General features: G+C 46.6%; 12 protein-coding genes. 7 read left to right on the top strand and 5 right to left on the bottom strand.

The features are described from left to right. Positions 1-301 precede the first annotated feature (301 nt). A complete protein-coding gene (locus EC604_RS05385; RefSeq protein WP_123063154.1) occupies positions 302-814 on the top strand; it encodes a DinB family protein in 513 nt (170 codons plus the stop codon). 46 nt (positions 815-860) lie between these two features. Then, positions 861-1,442 carry a YdeI/OmpD-associated family protein gene (locus EC604_RS05380; protein ID WP_240036692.1) on the top strand — a complete coding sequence of 194 codons (582 nt, stop codon included), beginning with the start codon at positions 861-863 and terminating at the stop codon, positions 1,440-1,442. A 623-nt stretch (positions 1,443-2,065) separates the two neighbouring features. Here the strand turns inward: EC604_RS05380 and EC604_RS05375 are convergent. Beyond that, the gene (locus tag EC604_RS05375; RefSeq protein WP_123063153.1) at positions 2,066-2,989 is read right to left on the bottom strand and encodes an S-layer homology domain-containing protein; all 924 of its coding nucleotides are present in this window, start codon (positions 2,987-2,989) and stop codon (positions 2,066-2,068) included. 418 nt (positions 2,990-3,407) lie between these two features. Here EC604_RS05375 and EC604_RS05370 point away from each other — a divergent pair, with 418 nt between their 5' ends. The 3 genes from EC604_RS05370 (at position 3,408) to EC604_RS05360 (ending at position 7,679) form a co-directional block, all read left to right on the top strand. Continuing rightward, positions 3,408-5,150 (top strand): ABC transporter ATP-binding protein, encoded by a 1,743-nt coding sequence (locus EC604_RS05370; protein ID WP_123063152.1) that lies wholly within the window; start codon positions 3,408-3,410, stop codon positions 5,148-5,150. Then, a complete protein-coding gene (locus EC604_RS05365; protein ID WP_123063151.1) occupies positions 5,143-6,957 on the top strand; it encodes an ABC transporter ATP-binding protein in 1,815 nt (604 codons plus the stop codon). The genes EC604_RS05370 and EC604_RS05365 overlap by 8 nt, the downstream gene beginning before the upstream one ends. 218 nt (positions 6,958-7,175) lie before the next feature. Then, the gene (locus EC604_RS05360; RefSeq protein ID WP_123063150.1) at positions 7,176-7,679 is read left to right on the top strand and encodes a hypothetical protein; all 504 of its coding nucleotides are present in this window, start codon (positions 7,176-7,178) and stop codon (positions 7,677-7,679) included. 144 nt (positions 7,680-7,823) lie between these two features. On the opposite strand, the gene EC604_RS05355 is transcribed toward EC604_RS05360, so the two are convergent. Next, a complete protein-coding gene (locus tag EC604_RS05355; protein WP_123063149.1) occupies positions 7,824-8,258 on the bottom strand; it encodes an Lrp/AsnC family transcriptional regulator in 435 nt (144 codons plus the stop codon). Positions 8,259-8,389: 131 nt separating this feature from the next. Between EC604_RS05355 and EC604_RS05350 the strand changes: the two genes are divergently transcribed. Continuing rightward, a complete protein-coding gene (locus tag EC604_RS05350) occupies positions 8,390-9,142 on the top strand; it encodes an MBL fold metallo-hydrolase (RefSeq protein ID WP_123063148.1) in 753 nt (250 codons plus the stop codon). Between the two features lie 136 nt (positions 9,143-9,278). Here the strand turns inward: EC604_RS05350 and EC604_RS05345 are convergent, their stop codons facing one another. Both EC604_RS05345 and EC604_RS05340 read right to left on the bottom strand, forming a co-directional pair. Then, on the bottom strand, positions 9,279-12,851 hold the full coding sequence (locus EC604_RS05345; protein ID WP_205127913.1) for an S-layer homology domain-containing protein: 3,573 nt from the start codon (positions 12,849-12,851) through the stop codon (positions 9,279-9,281). A 767-nt stretch (positions 12,852-13,618) separates the two neighbouring features. Then, positions 13,619-15,124, bottom strand: coding sequence for an alpha-N-arabinofuranosidase (locus EC604_RS05340; RefSeq protein WP_123063146.1), 1,506 nt, complete (start codon positions 15,122-15,124; stop codon positions 13,619-13,621). A gap of 181 nt (positions 15,125-15,305) precedes the next feature. On the opposite strand from EC604_RS05340, the gene EC604_RS05335 reads away from it, so the two are divergent. Next, a complete protein-coding gene (locus EC604_RS05335; protein WP_429350994.1) occupies positions 15,306-16,226 on the top strand; it encodes an ArsR/SmtB family transcription factor in 921 nt (306 codons plus the stop codon). Positions 16,227-16,356: 130 nt separating this feature from the next. On the opposite strand, the gene EC604_RS05330 is transcribed toward EC604_RS05335, so the two are convergent. Beyond that, positions 16,357-17,184 carry a C40 family peptidase gene (locus EC604_RS05330; protein WP_123063144.1) on the bottom strand — a complete coding sequence of 276 codons (828 nt, stop codon included), beginning with the start codon at positions 17,182-17,184 and terminating at the stop codon, positions 16,357-16,359. Positions 17,185-17,659 lie beyond the last annotated feature (475 nt).

Below are 17,659 nucleotides of genomic sequence, written 5' to 3'. Positions count from 1 at the left end.
TTATTCGGCATAATGGCCGGATGAATAACCAAACTAGAGAGATTCGCTCAACGCGTATGTTACGGTATAACTCGGTGGATATAATGTTTTTGAAATTTAGTGGAGCCTTGTGAAGCATTGGATTTCTTGTGATGTAGATGTCTTGTGAAGTCTTGTGCTTTGGGTGCCTTGCGAAGTATTGTGATGTGAGAGAAGAAGTATGACACGCTGTTGTCATACTTCTTTTTTTATACTTATTTCAGCAACAAGGAAGGTACTATGAACATCCCATCATTCGCCAAAATAAAGGAGACGATATTCCATGAATCACCCAGAACAAATGTATCACTATCATGTTTGGGCTTCACAGATCATTATGCAACGCATTCAGGAGTTGCCGGCTACTGTGCTGCATCAGGAAGTGAACAGTTCCTTCCCTACTCTCGCGCATGCGCTCAGTCATATGTATGCTGTAGATCAGATGTGGTACCTCGTGCTAACCGGCACCAGCATGCCAGAAGCCTTACAAATCTGCATGACGCGTAACGGAGAAACGTTTGCCACAATAGAAAAATATTTCGAGCGTAATGCCGAACTATCCAATCAATACCTGAATTGGTTCAGTCAACAGACGGATTTGGAGCAGACGTTTCTTCTAGACAATCCCTTTGCAGGCGTACGTCAAACCAGTTTCGCAGAAATGGTCCTACATCTGGTGAATCACGGAACCTATCACCGGGGGAATATATCCACCATGTTACGCCAGTTGGGGCATGCCTCTGTCATGAACGACTATTTCAGATTCTGGTATGAAAATCCCAATACTGCGGAGTAATTCTCTAATGCTTGAAGTCCATTATGCCTGATGAAAGGTCTTGGATATGATGCCATCTGCTCCACTTGAAAAGATACTCACCTTTACCTCCAGAGAAGAGTTAAGACAATGGTTACAGGAGCACGGGACTACAGAGTCCTGCTGCTGGGTTCCTGTGAGTTTGAAGCCGCGCCCGGATACCCTTTTATATCTGGATGCTGTTGAAGAAGCGTTATGCTTTGGCTGGATTGATGGAGTCAAAAAGAAAACTTCCGATGGCCTGTTATTACAACGCTTATCTCCCCGCAGCCGCAAGAGCTCATGGACAGAGCTTAATAAGGAACGTGTGCGCCGCTTAGAAAGGCTAGGCCTTATGCAGGATGCGGGTAGAAAGGTTCTGCCTGACATGAACCCTGAAGCTTTTGTTGTAGATGCCGAGATTAAGAAAAGGTTAACTACGGACAGACAAGTGTATGATCATTTCGCAGCTTTTCCTCACCTCTATCAACGGGTACGCATCGACACGATCCAGAGCGTTAAACGGCAGCCAGATCTCTTTCAAAGCCGACTTGATAAGTTCATCCAACATACGAAGGCAAATCAACTGTATGGTCAGTGGCATGATAACGGAAGGTTGTTGCATGATTAAAGCATGTGTGTATTAGTTCGGCCGACCAGCCGGTTGAATGTTGACCCAGAACCCAACCGGTTGATTTTGGCTCAGAACAGAACTTGAATAATACTGCGCACAATGCTGTTTGTATAACACGCACCGCCCTGCTTCTGTTCATCATTCACCCTGTTGCCGAGTTTCTAACGATCACAGGAGACGCTATTTAGCCGTTTTTCGCTTGACTGAAATTCTAACGATCACCAGAAACCTTATTCTCCGATTGTTAGCTATTTTCGAGGCGAAATTAGCCTAATTTACTGAAAAAGCGTCTCTGAGGATCGTTAAATTTGAAAACACCCTATTTTCACCAAAATAAGCTCTATGGTGATCGTTAGCGCTTTAAGCTCACTCATCACGCAGGCTCTCCACACACAAAAAAAGGCCAGCCAGTAATTACTGGCTAACCTGATCTTACGAAACCCATCAGCCCTGCCCAAACTTTCCCCGTGGTTGGATACTATCCAGATCACTTTACTGGTAACTGGCTGGCACCCTTTCATAGAGCATACGATCAGTTAGATGGTTTTCTGTTTTCTTCAAGTCGGTTCAATTATCCCTAGCAGCTGACAGGTGAGACGAGCAAATTTTACTACACTAATTTACTTACCAGAAGGCTGAGCTTCAGCGGTGTACCCTGTTGGAATTTCGGCTTCTGCCGTTACTTTGGTAATCACCATTGGATACATCTTATCCGGATCAGGCTGCACGATGGAGTATTTGACAATAGCGTGTTTATCCTTCTCCAGTTTGACCTCATCAATTTTCAACCCGTATCCCGGATGCGGCATTTCAGCCGTCAGGGTCACTTTGCTTGTTTTGTCATCTACCTTGCTGATTGTTACCGCTGGTACGATCGCTTGCTGTCCTTCACCGGGATTCGTTGGAGCTGGTTCAGTTGAACCGTCATCACTGTGCTGATCCACAAACTCAAGCGCATTGAAAATCATACTGGCTGCCTCCATACGAGTAAGCGACTGATCTGGGCGGAAATTTCCATCCTTGTCCAGTTCAATGATGTTCATATTCAGCAAGTTCTGGACCGCAGACATGGCGTCCTTACTTAATTTTTTTTCATCCTTCACTTCATTATACTTCATGATTACCGGATAATTACCAGTCGTGTTAATTCCCTCATGCAGCAAAATAACAAATTGTTCGCGCGTCATCTTGCCTTGCGGATTCACCTCTACCGGAATGGACAGGCCATTCTGAGTTGCCGCTTGCACAGCATCTGCATACCAGGTATCTGGACTAATCTTATTCTGCGCGGAAGCTTCTGCATATGCATTTTGTAATCCAAATGCTTTAACAATCAATTGAATCCCCTGCGGTTCGGACAAAGCAACATCAGGTCTGAACAGATCCGCCGTTACTCCATTTACGATCCCCTTCGATTTCAAGGTATCCACAACCGTCTTCTGGCCTTCATCCTTAATGTCGGAAAATGCAAATACTGAAGCACCTCCTGCTGTCAAAGAAACGCATAGCGCAAGTGTTGCAGCCAATCCTTTTTTATGTTTCATTTCCTGGCACCTCCATTATGATTAGTAAAACCTGTTTTTCATCTTTTCATCCCTACAGACGGGACATCTTCGTAAAATGTTTCAGTTCTTTTCGCATTTGGTGAATACAACTTCATAACCATGCATATGATTTGCGGTGTAACGGCAACGCATTTTATGCTGTCATATCACCATGAAAAACCTCATTTACATGGTTCTGACAGAAGGAATACGTTAAACATCAAGGGTTTACTTCCCTCTCTTCATTCCAGGCAGAGTACATTGACAACAACTCATATTAGCGCGAAAATATAAATAGAAAGATTTATCGGTTGACGGATAAATAACAAACAAGTTCGCATAAAGTAAGAGGGCATGACACGCTACGATCAGGTGTCTGCCCTTTTCTTGACTTCGTAACAAAGGAGAACCCACACCTATGTCCAAAAAAGGTTTGCTGCGCGGTTATGTGTTGTCCAACTGGCCTATCTATCTCCTGGCTGTTCTTTTGATCATTGCGTCCAATGTCGGTCAGGCCTCCCTGCCCCGTATTCTAGGCAACTTTACGGATCAACTCCTACAAAACACACTCCAGATGCAAACGGTGATCCGTTACAGCTTATCGCTGCTTGCGATTGCAATTGCATATAACCTGCTGTTTGGTACCGGCCAGTTCATGATTATGAAGCTGGGCCGGCGATTTGAATTTATGACACGCGAGCGGATATTCCGCAAGTTTTCCGAGCTTAGCGAGCACTATTTTTCCAAACAGGGCAACGGCAAGCTGCTCAGCTATTTTATGAACGATGTCACGTCCGTCCGGGAAGCCATATCCAACGGGGTTACCATGATGACCAATGCGGCCTTTCTATTATTGTCCTGTGTAGTGATGATGCTGCTTAGTGGCATTCCGCTGACACTGATCTTAATCAGCATTGTACCGCTGCTCGCCATTCCATTCCTGGTTGTTTTCTTCGGCCCACGGATTCGAAAGCGCTCCCGTGATGTGCAAGAGGCGCTCGCCACAATGACGGAATCTGCCGAGGAGCAGCTTGGCGGTATCCGCGTAATCAAAACATTTGCCATTGAAGATAACGCTCGTTCACGTTTTGGCGCAACCGTCGATGATATCAAAAATAAACAGCTGCGGTTAGTTCGTCTTTCCTCCCTTTTCCAGGCGACACTTCCTTTGCTCGGTGCAACGTCTCTCGTGATTTCGCTGCTGATTGGCGGCATGCTAACGATGCAAAACTCCATTACGCTAGGCAGCTTTGTCGCCCTGACCTTGTATCTGCGAATCATTATGGGACCACTTCAGCAGATTGGTAATGTGATTAATACGATGCAGCGCTCGGGAGCCTCACTCGAAAGAGTAAATGATCTTCTCAGTGAAGAGCCCGATGTACAGGAAATCCCTGAAGCGGAGACACTGCAAAACATGCAGGAAATTAAGATCAACGATTTGACGTTCCGTTATCCAGGCAGCTCCTCGCCTGCGCTAAAAAATATCCAACTCCAGATCCATGCGGGGCGTACAGTTGGAATTGTCGGTAAAACAGGTTCAGGCAAAAGCACACTGGTCAAGCTGCTGCTCCGTACATACGAACCGCCGGAAGGCAGCATTTTCATCAATGGCACAGACATTCGGGAACTATCACTGGACAGTCTCAGGTCTCAAATCGCTTATGTACCTCAGGACGGCTTTCTATTCAGCACCACCATACGGGACAACATTGCATTCAGCGACCGCGAAGCACCTATGGGTGACATAGAAGACAGCGCCAAACAAGCGATGATTTATGAAAATATTGTGCGTTTCCCTGATCGTTTCGATACGCTGCTGGGTGAACGTGGACTTACGCTGTCTGGTGGACAACGGCAACGTACCAGTCTCGCTCGCGGATTGATTAAGCAGGCTCAAATCCTAATTTTGGATGACAGTATGAGTGCTGTAGATGCTGTTACCGAAACAGGGATTCTCCGCAGTCTGCGTAAGATCGGCAAAGGCAAAACCACCTTGATCATCTCTCACCGTATCAGTGCCGTTCGTCATGCGGATGTCATCCTTGTACTGGATGAAGGACAGATTGTTGAACAAGGAACGCATACGGAGTTGATGGCTACCAAAGGGCTGTATGCAGCGACCTATCGCTTGCAGGAGGAGGGGTTACATCATGTCTGATGCGGTAAAATCGGAGACCTCCACCAAAGATCATCACAGTAAACGTGCTTCATTTAAAGAAATGATGGGCTATGCCAAACCGCATCGTTGGGCATTTGCCGGTATTTTCTTTTGCTCCCTGCTCGGCATTTCAGCTGATTTGCTACAGCCTTATCTGGTGAAGATTGCGATCGATGACCATCTGGCTGTTGGCCAAACCAGTACCTTGTTTCTCGTTAAACTCGCCGCCGTTTTTCTGGGGCTGGCTGTAATCAGTTTTATTTTTACCTATATTCAAAATAATCTGTTGCAACATGTCGGTCAGAGCATCGTCTCCCGCATTCGCAAAGATTTGTTCAGACATATTTCGAAAATGTCCATGTCCTTCTTCGACCGCTTTCATATCGGCAGTCTCGTAACCAATGTATCCAGTGATACAGAAACGATCAGCAGTTTCTTCACCCAGGTACTGCTTAGTCTGATCCGGGATGGCATGATGCTGGTGCTCATTATCTTTTTCATGTTTCAGCTTGATCCCATGCTCGCCAGTTATTCCCTCATCGTACTTCCGGTCATCGCCGTTGTGGCTGCCCTGTTCCGCCGCAGACTGCGAAGTGCCTATCAGAATGCACGCACGCGTCTCTCCCGACTCATTGCGTTTACTGCGGAGAATTTGTCTGGCATGTTTCTGATTCAAGCATTCCATCAAGAGGAAGAGCAGAGGAAACGGTTCAAAGAACAGAATGCCCTTCATCTGGAGGCGAACATTACACAGGCTCGCTCGAATGTCATATTTAACCGGACGTTTGATATCCTGGGCAATGCGGCATTGGTGATGATGGTGTGGCTTGGCGGTCGCGCCGTGCTCGGTGAGTCTTTACAAGTCGGGGTGCTGTATGCATTTATCAGCTACATTCGTCAGTTTTTTCAACCGATCAATCAGATTACGATGCAGTGGAACACCTTTCAGTCCACCACCGTTTCGATGGATCGGATCTGGAACATTTTGAACACAAAGCCTGAAGTACATGATCCGTCCCCGGATCAAGCTTTTCCGCTGGAATCACAGCATGTGATGGGGCAGATTGATTTTAATGATGTATCCTTCGGTTACAAGGCGGATCGTCCTATTATTCAACATATGAATCTACACTTGTATCCCGGGGAGATGGTCGGTATTGTGGGTACAACCGGAGCGGGCAAAAGCACACTGATCTCTCTGCTCAATCGGTTCTATGACGTTAATCAGGGCTGCATCCAAATCGATGGCACCGACATTTGCCACATTCCGCAAGCTTCACTTCACCGGATTGTGGGTCTGATTCAACAGGAGCCTTTCCTGTTCTCGGGTACCATTATTGATAACGTAAGAATGTTCAGGGAAGATATTACGCGTGAGCAAGCAATGGAAGCATGCCGATTTGTTGGGGCAGATGTGATGATAAGTCGTTTGCCGCAAGGCTATGACACCCGTCTGTCCGAGCGCGGGAGCGGGTTATCCGCCGGGGAACGACAGCTGATCTCGTTTGCACGAATCGTTGTATTTCAGCCACGGATTCTTATTCTGGATGAAGCCACTGCCAATCTGGACTCGCACACTGAACAACTTGTACAACATGCGCTCGAATCCGTATCCCAAGGCAGAACAACCATTGTGATTGCACATCGCCTGTCTACAGTCATGCATGCTGACCGAATTCTGGTCATGGAACAAGGCGCTATTGTCGAGGAAGGATCGCATCAGGAGCTGGTTGCGAGCCAAGGAGTTTATGCGGATTTGTACCAGCACGCACGGGAAGCCGGACAGCAGCCCAGCAAGCTGGGATAATATTTTTCACGTTAGTTTGAATCACAACATTCATCGGACAGGACAATTAGAACTGGAACTGCTAAGATTGCTAAGATTAAATCATTGTTCACATGTATTTGCACCTAAATCCCATCCGATCTCGTAAACTTAAATATAGGCTGACACGTCAAACAGGCCGTCTGCTGATGCAGGCGGCACTTTTACATATGAAGATGGATAGAAAGGAGAAAAAAATTATGTTGTCCATAACATCCGAACATCAGCAGGGGGAGATTCGCTATCATCGCGTCACAGCCATCTGGAAAGGATGCCTCTGCCTACTGTTCCTTGTCTTATGTCTCCTGTTATTATGGGTCATCATAGCCGGAAAGACCGAGAGTGTGGAAAAAATCTATTATCCGATGGCTGCTGTACTTGGCATGTGGATGGTCGGGCCATTTTTCTTTATGTTTCTTTCCCGGTCCATTTCGAAATCAACCGTAATTGTATCCTGGGATAAAGCATCTCTTCATGCAGGTCATCGCTCCATTCCGTGGAACCAGATTCGCAAAATCGAAGTTGCCACTCCTGCCAGAAGCAAATGGCAACTTTCTCCCTCACCCATGTACGCCTTGTATTTGAAAGACGCAACACGCGTTCATATTCATACGGATCATCTATTCGGAAAAAAAGAGTTGCAATCCTCCTTGTCTACTCTCCAAAAGACGTTACGGGAACATCAAAGACAAGACCTGGACTGATCAGTCCAGGTCTTGTTTTTGTATGATGGGTATAGATGAAAGTTGAATTCTAGGTGAGTTGTATTCTACCTTTCAAGCCCGTATCCAACTCGCCGAAAAAGCAGTGTCCCTCCACTTTAATTCTTATGAATACACTCTACACCTTTAGTATTGTGATTTCTCCACCCCAATGGATAAACTCAACCTATAATTACCCAGCGGCAGCAGAGCCTCCAGCAGTTCACCGAGCTGCTCTGTTGTTCCTGTTTGCACCTGCATCAGATAACAGCCCTCTCCACTGACCCGGTGGACTTCGACAACGTCCTCGCGCTCTGCAATAAACGTACGAAAGGCAGCATGTTTATCGCCAGAGTTCAGAAATACCGTGACAAATGCCTTCAAGCCAAGGCCTAGGCGGTCCGGGTTCCATTTTACCGTATACCCTTCAATAACTCCTAGATCCTGCAGCTTGCGTACTCTCGCGCCAACCGCTTGTCCGGTCAGATGCACTTCCTCTCCAATCTCCTTGTTCGAACGCTTGGCATCCCGAATCAGAATCTGTAAAATGCGTACATCTGTGGCGTCTATCGTTTCGTTCATGGGTATTGAGCATTCCTTTCACCTTGAAAATAGTCGGGACTATATGCATTCAGCAGGTTATGTACGACCTGAATCGGGTTGTATAACATATAGGATAATACTAAGAGAGAACCCAAAGGAGTGCAAACAAAATGAAAATTCAATTGATACGTAACGCCACACTGTGGCTGGAATACGGTGGTTTAAATATTCTGGTTGATCCGATGCTGATGGATGCCGAGAGCATGCCCGCCTTTCCAAATACACCGAATGAACTGCGTAACCCTAGAGTCGATCTCCCCGAAACCGAAACGGATTACCTCAAGCCAGATCTGCTGATTGTAACGCATACCCATCCCGACCATTGGGATGAAGCTGCCGCGAGCCAATTGCAAAAGGGTATCCCCTTGCTTTGTCAGCCGGGGGACGAGCCTATTTTCATAAAAGCGGGATTTACGGATGTAACGCCTGTCGATGTGAAGCATGAGCATCATTCGGTGCAATTCTCGCGTACTTCTGGTCAGCACGGTACAGGAGAGATTGGCAAACGTATGGGTAAGGTATCCGGTTTTGTGCTTGAAGCGGATGGAGAACCGGTCACCTACATTGCCGGAGATACGATCTGGTGTGATGAACCTGCGGCAGCAATCAAGCAATATAAACCAGAGGTCATTGTCGTCAATGCCGGGGGTGCACGCTTCTTGCAGGGCGATCCCATCACTATGGACGGACCCGACGTTGCCGCCGTAAAACACGCTGCACCTTCCGCTCACCTCATCGCTGTACACATGGATGCAATCAACCACTGCATGACGACACGCGCTGATCTAGCTGCGTATCTGGCAAAAGAACAGCCGGAGGATAAAGTACTCATTCCAATGGATGGCGAAAGCTTCGAGTTTTGAATCACCGGCGTAAGCGAAGGGGCATTTCTTTAAGGATGTTTAAGTAAAAGACCGCATCCCTTTTCTTTAGAGGGATGCGGTCTTTTACGGATACTTAGTGTTAATTAAGTTTAGTTTAGTTTAGTTTGCATGCTACTCAGATCAAATTAGCCTTGGCAAGCAAACGTGCTACCATCTGAGCCACCTCGGCGCGGGTAACGAATGCATCAGGCGCCAAATCAGAGTTGCCTCGACCAGTGATAACACCTGCTTCAATCATCTGCGCAGCACTCTTGACAGCCCAGGTGGATATATCTTTTTCAAGCCCATGATCCGCAAGAATCTGCTGAGCCTGAGTCTCTGATATGGTGGCGGATGATGTTGCCAGTTCCAATGCTCTGGCTAATAAAACCATAGCTTCTTCCCGGGTCATATTACGGTCAGGTTTGAAGCTTCCATCTGCATAACCGTTAACCAGATTATACTCATGGGCGCTGCCAACCGATGCTGAATACCACGCTGTCTGTGGTACATCAGAGAACATATTGTTCACGGCTCTCGGCGCAATTCCCAGCGCTCGTGTAATGATTGTGGCAAACTCGGCGCGGGTCATCTGCTGATCCGGACTATAATTTCCATTTCCTGTTCCCTCAATGATCATTCTGGAGCCCATATCATTTACGGTGTTCTGTGCCCAATGCCCAACCACGTCCTTAAATTGAACGGGATTCAGAATCAGGGCATACGTGCTGTTGCTCAGACTGTTGATTACCGCTACATAGCGTCCATCTCTGAGCGAAATACGAGTAGGTACATGCCGTACGGTTCCGTCCGGGTTAACAACGACACCTGTAGTAATACCGGAATTGGTTTTACCATTTTCAAGCGTGATTGTTCGCTCGACATACGTGTTAAATTGATGGATATCTACGGATTGATTTTCGTACACACCCCTCACTGCAAATTCAACGGGTGCACCCTCAAGTGTAAATTGATTTTGTTGAACAGCGCGATTTACAGCATCATTTGCTGCCTGAGTAGGTTTGCCCATCTCCACTTGTACCTTTATGTTCTGCAAGGCAGTTCCCCCGCCAAAACCTTTCGCAAGTGAATCAAGTGAAATCTGGCTGACAGGAAGGCTGTACGTTGCAAAATCCGTCTGTAACTTCAGAACCGCGCGGGATGCTTGCATCTCTTGAATCATGGAGCTGTCCAGTTCACCAACCAAAACGTCTGCCCCAGAAGGCACCAGAATGGTAACCACAGCACCTGAGCCCTCGGTAGCCAACTTCTGTTTTAATTTTTCCGGATCAATGCCAACCTTGCTTACAATTTGACCATTTTTGGTCGTTTGAGTTAAGAAGCCAATCTGTTCGGATACACCATTAACCAAAACGTTAATGCCTTGATTCATGCCTGGCTGTGTTGTCGATGTTGTACCTCCGGTCGTTACCCCACCTGAACCAGAGCTGTTGTCTGAACCACCTCCGCTTGAAGGCAACGCAGGAATAACGGTATTTGAAGGAGTAGATGCGAGACTGCTACCTACTACATTAATCGCTTTAACCGCAAACGTATAACTTACGCCATTGGTCAGACCCGTTATGGTCATTGGGCTTGAAGTTCCTTTTACCTGGATATTGCCTGGGGAAGCTGTCACTTCATATTCAGTGATCGGGCTGCCTCCATCCTCACGTGGAACATCAAAGGTGATCGTCGCCTGACCATTGCCTGCAATTGCTCTTACATTCCTTGGCGCATGAGGAACGGTAGGAATGTTCAACCAAGGTGTCGCTTCACTAACCACACCGTTTATACGCTGCACTACGTAATACTCGCCGCCTGCTGGCAGATTGTCAAATCGCATTTTGCCGTCGGATTGCAGTTCAGGCGCACTGGAAACCAGGGTGCCGTCCGTTAGATATAAGCTGACGGTTGCTCCTGGATAGACTCGATCAACATCCAGATACCCGATACCCACACTCCCCACAGGGTTCCGCAAATGAACGCCGACAAAAACGGAATTATCACTTTCTTCACCGTCTATGGTTTGTGTTACATAGTACTCTCTATTATCAGGTATTACATTTTCAAAACGATATGTGCTTCCTGTAACTGGTTCGGAGGTAGCTTTCAATATGCCGTTGCCCTCTACCAGATAGAGCTTCAATACAGCTCCAGTGGTGAATCCGCTTACGTCAATATATTCTGTTCCTGTTACTACTGTCGGACTGCCAGGCTTCGAAATGGAAAGTTCGACGTTGCTGGTGGATTCACTTACTACACCGTTGATCTGCTGTACAGCATAATATTCGGTTCGTTTCTCCAACCCTGTAAAGATGACTTTATCTGGCTGTTGCATGTTCGGCATGTCTGATGAGACCAGTTCCCCATTCCCTCTGTATAAAGAAACGGTTGCACCTGGATATACATTGCTGACCGTGACCGAACTGGAATCAGCGCTGGCTTGAGGTTTTCGCAAAGTGGAATTTACGAATTCAGAATTCGTACTTGCCTCTCCGTTAACCGTCTGAGTAATGTAGTATCCTCCCCCGGATTGAGGCTCAACGAATTGAAACAGGTATGGGCTCTGTGTTACAGGAGGCGACGTGGCTACATGGGAGCCATTCGATGCGCGGTACAGTTTCAGGATCGCTCCGGATGTAAAACCGCTGACCTCAATGCTTTCCTCCTTGCCTTCAGCTACAGGTTGCCCCGGAATGTTTGGTGATACGTAAACGGTATCAGAATCCCTGACAACTTCATTGATGGTTTGCTTCGCAAAGTAGTAGGAACGACTGTTCAGATTAGGAAAAATGACCGTTCCATCCTGTTGCACATCAGGTGAGCCGGAAACCAAAGTTCCATCCTGATTGTGCAACGTAACGGCTGCCCCTGGATAAATGTTGCTGACTTTGATTGAATTAGCATCCACACTGGCTTGCGGTTTTCGCAAAATGGAATTCGTAAAATCAGAATTCGTACTTTGGACATTGTTTAATGTTTGGGTTACATAATAGCCTTCCTTTTGAGGCACTACAGAATTAAACGTATAGTACGTAACATCCGTCACGGAAGGTGAAGTCGCTTTCAATTCACCATTACTCACCTGATACAGCTTTAGAATGGCACCCGCATGAAAGTCGCTGACAACAATCTGTTCGGGTTCCAGTTCCGGTCCCAGTCCGGCTTGGGCTGTAGGCCTTTCTGGAGTTACAGTGACTTGGTTGGAGCCTGTACTAACGACTTCATTAAATTTCTGATTAACATAGTAACCTGTTCCTGCTGTCACGTTTTTGAACAGCACCGTGTTAGGGGATTGTAATTCAGCGGTGATGCCAACAGGTGTCCCGTTGGATTCATACAGTTTCACTTCCGCTCCAGGATAAACATTGGTAACCTTGACTTGCTCCACATCCCCTTCCGCTTGAGGGATACGGAGACTGGCATTAACAAAAACTGAACCATCACTTACTGCACCGCCCACTGTTTGAGTTACATAGTACTGCTCATGATCAGGGACGACTTGCTCAAACAAATATGTGCCTGTAACGGGTGGAGACGTAGCTACCAGTCCTCCGCCATTGACCCGGTAGAGCTTCAGTACAGCACCGGCTTCAAAGCCGGTAACCTCAATGCTTTCCTGCTTGGAGGCAACCATTGGCGCAGCTGGAGCAGCGAGCACCACGGGCACTCTCCCCCACATCGTCAGAACCAAACTCACAATCATGCAGATTGCTGTAACCCTCAAAACCAACCTTCGCTCCATAGCATCGCTCTCCCTTTTCACCTGTGTATACTCCTGGACCGTTTAACGCGGAACACCCCCGTATTGCCGATTACGTCTGGAATATACTGCTATACTATCATAGAAAATATAATATAAGTTGATATTTTTCGACTTTATTCGCTAAAAATTTCATTTTCTACATTACATTAGACAGACCTGATTCCCTGCAATCGTCATTCGTATGATGTAACTTGCTCGCGGGCCTTTCTAACGATCACAGCAGACGCTATTTGGGCTGTTTTTGCCACTTTGAAATTCTAACGATCACAGCGGACCCTATTTATGTAAAATGTCCACTTTCCCATGGAATTCCACCCTTTTTTACTGAAATAACCTCTCTCATGATCGTTAGAATTAAAATGTGGCGTTAAATGCCGAAATAAGCTTTCCTGTGATCGTTAGCGCAATTGGACAGCAAAAAGGCACTCTACTGGAACTCTACTGGGGAACTCTACTGGGGAACTCTACTGGGGAACTCTACTGGGGAACTCTACTGGGGAACTCTACTGGGGAGCAAAAAACGGTATGCGAATATTCGCATACCGTTTTTTACTGCACGTTGGCCTTACTTACCCACTTCAAACTCACCCTATTTCAGGTTGAGCCTACTTAAACACTCGTATTACTCCAACCTTATCTCACCAAGATCTTACGATCTCGAAGCGCTGCAGTGGTTTGCATGACCTCTCAAAACCAATGCCAGCCTCTTATTGCACCTTCAAACGAATCACGTTCCAGGATGCTTTCGCCAGACTTGCCGTGATCAGCGTATCGGATACTAATGCTCCTCCGCGGTTATGTGGAACAACATTATTAGGCTGTGCAGCGGTATTGACCGCTTTGAGGTCATCTGCTTCCAGAACGATGTGCTCGATCAGGCTGCATTTGCCAAAACTGCGCAGATCCACTTCAAGCGGCAACGACTCTTGCAAGTGACGATTAACCGCAAACACAGTTACTTCTCCTTGCTCTTCGTTATGCACCGCAATCCCTTCCAAATAAGGAACATCCGTAATTTCTTTTGTATCATATTTCGGTGACTGAATCAAAGGCACAAGTGCCGTGCCACGGCCATATACAGATGCATGCATGAATGGATAGAAGATCGTCTGTCTCCATGATGCTCCGCCTGTTTCCGTCATAATCGGAGCAATTACGTTGACGAGTTGAGCCAGGCACGCCATTTTCACCCGATCCGCATGTTTCAGCATGCTAATCAGCATACAGCCCACCAAGAGTGCATCCTCATGGTTATAAATATCCTCTAACTGTGGCGGAGCAATCTGCCACGGGTCCATTTTGGAGTCATTCTCATGGGAGTGATACCAGACGTTCCACTCATCAAAAGACAGAAACATCGTCTTTGTGCTGCGTTTCTTCGCTTTGATATAATCACATGTCGCTTTCACCGTATCAATGAACCGATCCATCTCCAACGAGCGTGCAAGGAAGGTTGGCGTATCATTCTCCGGATTACCATAATACTGGTGCAGAGACAGATACTCTACATGATCATACGTATGATCCAGTACTGTTGCTTCCCAGTCCGGGAAAGAAGGCATGCCCAGGTTCGAGCTTCCGCAAGCAACGAGTTCAATCGTTGGGTCTGTCCATTTCATAACTTTGGCTGCCTCCACGGCTGTACGTCCATATTCTTCGGCGGTCTTATGCCCAATCTGCCAAGGTCCGTCCATTTCGTTGCCCAGACACCATGTTTTGATCCCGTGCGGCTGCTTGTATCCATGTTTAATCCGAAGATCGCTGTAATACGAACCTTCCGGATGGTTGCTGTACTCCACGATATTACGGGCAGCATCCGCACCGCGTGTTCCAAGGTTAACCGCCATCATCACTTCGGAGTTGGCCTGTTTAGCCCAATCCACAAATTCGTTAAAACCAAATTCATTGGTTTCAATTGTTCTCCATGCCAGATCCAGCCTGCGCTTACGTTCAGATACCGGCCCCACACTATCCTCCCAATTGTAACCGGATACAAAATTACCACCTGGATAACGTACAATCGGCACGTGCAACTCCTTCACCATCTCCAGCACATCTGTGCGGAACCCCTGCTCATTGGCTGAAGCATGCCCTGGCTCATAAATTCCACCATATACGGCACGTCCCAGATGCTCAATAAATGATCCATACAAACGCTTATCCACTTCACCAATCGTAAAATCTTTATCTACCGTCATTTTCGCTTTTTCCATGAATGATCTCATCTCCCTAAGATTAATGTAAAAATTAATTGATATTCTATGGATCAACGTTCATATTTATATTAAAATCGATAACAACACATATTTCAACCCGAAATTTGAAAAACATTATTCTTTTCCATGAATTTATGTTTAACTTAATTCTATACATGAAATTGGAGGAACACCTGTGATCAGAGCAAATACCGATGCCGAATGGCTCCCTTTATACGAAGCACTTGCAAGTGAAGTCCGTCTGCAAATTATCCGCCTTGTGGCCGAAACACCAATGAATGTGAAAGACATTGCTGCTTCGCTTGGCCTTAGTAGCGCGATCGTCACCATGCATGTCCGCAAGCTTCAAGATGTCGGCATCATTCAGTCCAAAATGATTCGTAAGGATGGCGGCACGCATAAAATGAACAGCCTGGCCGTCGACTGGATCGGCATCTCCATGCCTCAAGAGACGGGAGCATCCCGCAAGTTTCACGAGGTTTCCATTCCTGTCGGTCACTACACTCATTTTGACGTATATCCTACCTGCGGTTTAGCCACATCCGATCATGTCATTGGGCAGTATGATGATCCTCGTTATTTTTTGGACCCGGACCGGATGCATGCCCACATCTTGTGGATGGGACGCGGATTTGTTGAGTATAAAATCCCAAACTACATGTTGACCGGGCAGCAGATTGACGCCATTGAGTTGTCACTGGAGATTGGATCAGAAGCCCCTTCTGTGAATCCAAACTGGCCTTCTGATATTACGTTCACCCTGAACGGCATTCGATTAGGGGAATGGACCAGCCCGGGTGACTCCGGCAATGGTCGCGGCATATTTACGCCTGACTGGTGGAGTGATATCGTCAATCAGTATGGCATGCTCAAAGTGCTGCGTATAACGAATGACGGAACGTTCATCGATGGTCAGCATTTGTCCAGTGTCACGCTCTCAGACATTCCAGTGGAGCGTAATCAGTGGACCTTGCGCCTTTCTGTGGAGGAAGATGCACGTCACGTCGGCGGAATGACGCTGTATGGTGAAGGATTTGGTAACTACAATCAAGACATTTTGTTCCGATTGTTCTATCATGATGGAATAGCACCTTTGTAAAATAAAGCACAAAAAACACCTTTCATTTGCCAAAATAACGGTCAAATGAAAGGTGTTTTAATTTTATGTCGCTTGAATAAGCTTACGTAGCCTGGCTATTGCACATATCATATTCGAGTTCGAGCTTGTCCTACAACGCACTGCCGCCGAACAGGAAGCGGGATTCCCAGTGCTTGCCGGCAATATCACTAACCGTCACACCGCCGCCAGCGTTGGAGTATGTATGCAGTATTTTACCATTACCCAAATAAATACCCGTATGTGTAATCGTCGCCCGAGATTTGTTCACGCCACTGTAGGCTGATGCAGAAGTGCCTTTGTAAGACATAAAGTACATTAAATCACCACGTTTCAGGTTTTTCCAATTCGTTGTGACCGTACCTTTCTTCTTCACATAGTCTCCTTGTTGGCGTGAGTCTGCCGGAAGTGTAATGCCGAGTCCGTCAATAAAAGCTCGCCTTACAAAGCTGGAGCAGTCAAACGTTGCCGTACTGTCGCGATCCGATGCATATTTATAAGGTGTCCCCATGTATTTCATTCCGGCCGCAATTACCTTCTCTACCGCAACACTTCCCTGACTTGTCGAACCCTGACTAGAGCCCGAGCCGCTTGAACCGTTAGTCGTGCCCGTATTGCCTGTTGTTGATCCACCGCTTATCGCTTGTGTGTATTTGGATGATGACGAGATATAACCTGTCCGATTAGAAGCATCTTTGATTTTATACCAATCCGATCCGGATTGCTCCAGCACAGTTAATGTTTCTCCTTTGGAAACCATACGAATGACTTTACCAGATGACGTTGGTGAGGTTCGAAGGTTTACTCCCCAGATGACTTCTACTTTCGATTGATCTGCCGCTGCTGCGGATACCTGTCCTGTGAGCGCTGCCGTTGTGAGACTTCCCATCAGCATTGCTGCTGTTACACTTGCCGTAACAATGGTATTCTTCCAGTTCATGATGTCGTGTCCCTCCGGATATTACAAAATTTTAACCAAGAAGCCATCTTCCTGGCTCGCCTTATTGTAAACGGGCATTCTCTAACGTTCATCAGCCCAAAGTCCTGCAAGGGTTTAGACAGGTGTGAGCACTAAGGATCAGGGAAAACGTTCTTTGACTGGAAAAATAGAGCATACCCTACACGGAAATAACGGTTAATTTTTTGTAACTAATTGATATACCTTAGATTTCCACGTTTTGGTCAGACAGACCTTCGCTGCACGCGCATGCAACCTATGCACTAGATTTTAATATTTCTCCACACCTAACTGGAAAACATTACTATGTTTCAACTCGCTTCAATCTGGAATCCCTCTTTCACAAATGAAAATATATGGATTTAAATAGTTGAACACAAGAAAAAACCGGGGATTTCTCCCCGGCCTTTCATCGGAAGTATAAATCAACCGCAGGTTTGAATAAAAGATCAGGCGT

Source organism: Paenibacillus amylolyticus (assembly GCF_003719335.1).
Classification (GTDB): domain Bacteria; phylum Bacillota; class Bacilli; order Paenibacillales; family Paenibacillaceae; genus Paenibacillus; species Paenibacillus amylolyticus_D.
Note: the sequence above shows the minus strand (reverse complement) of the source record. Positions and strands in the feature narration are given on the sequence as shown.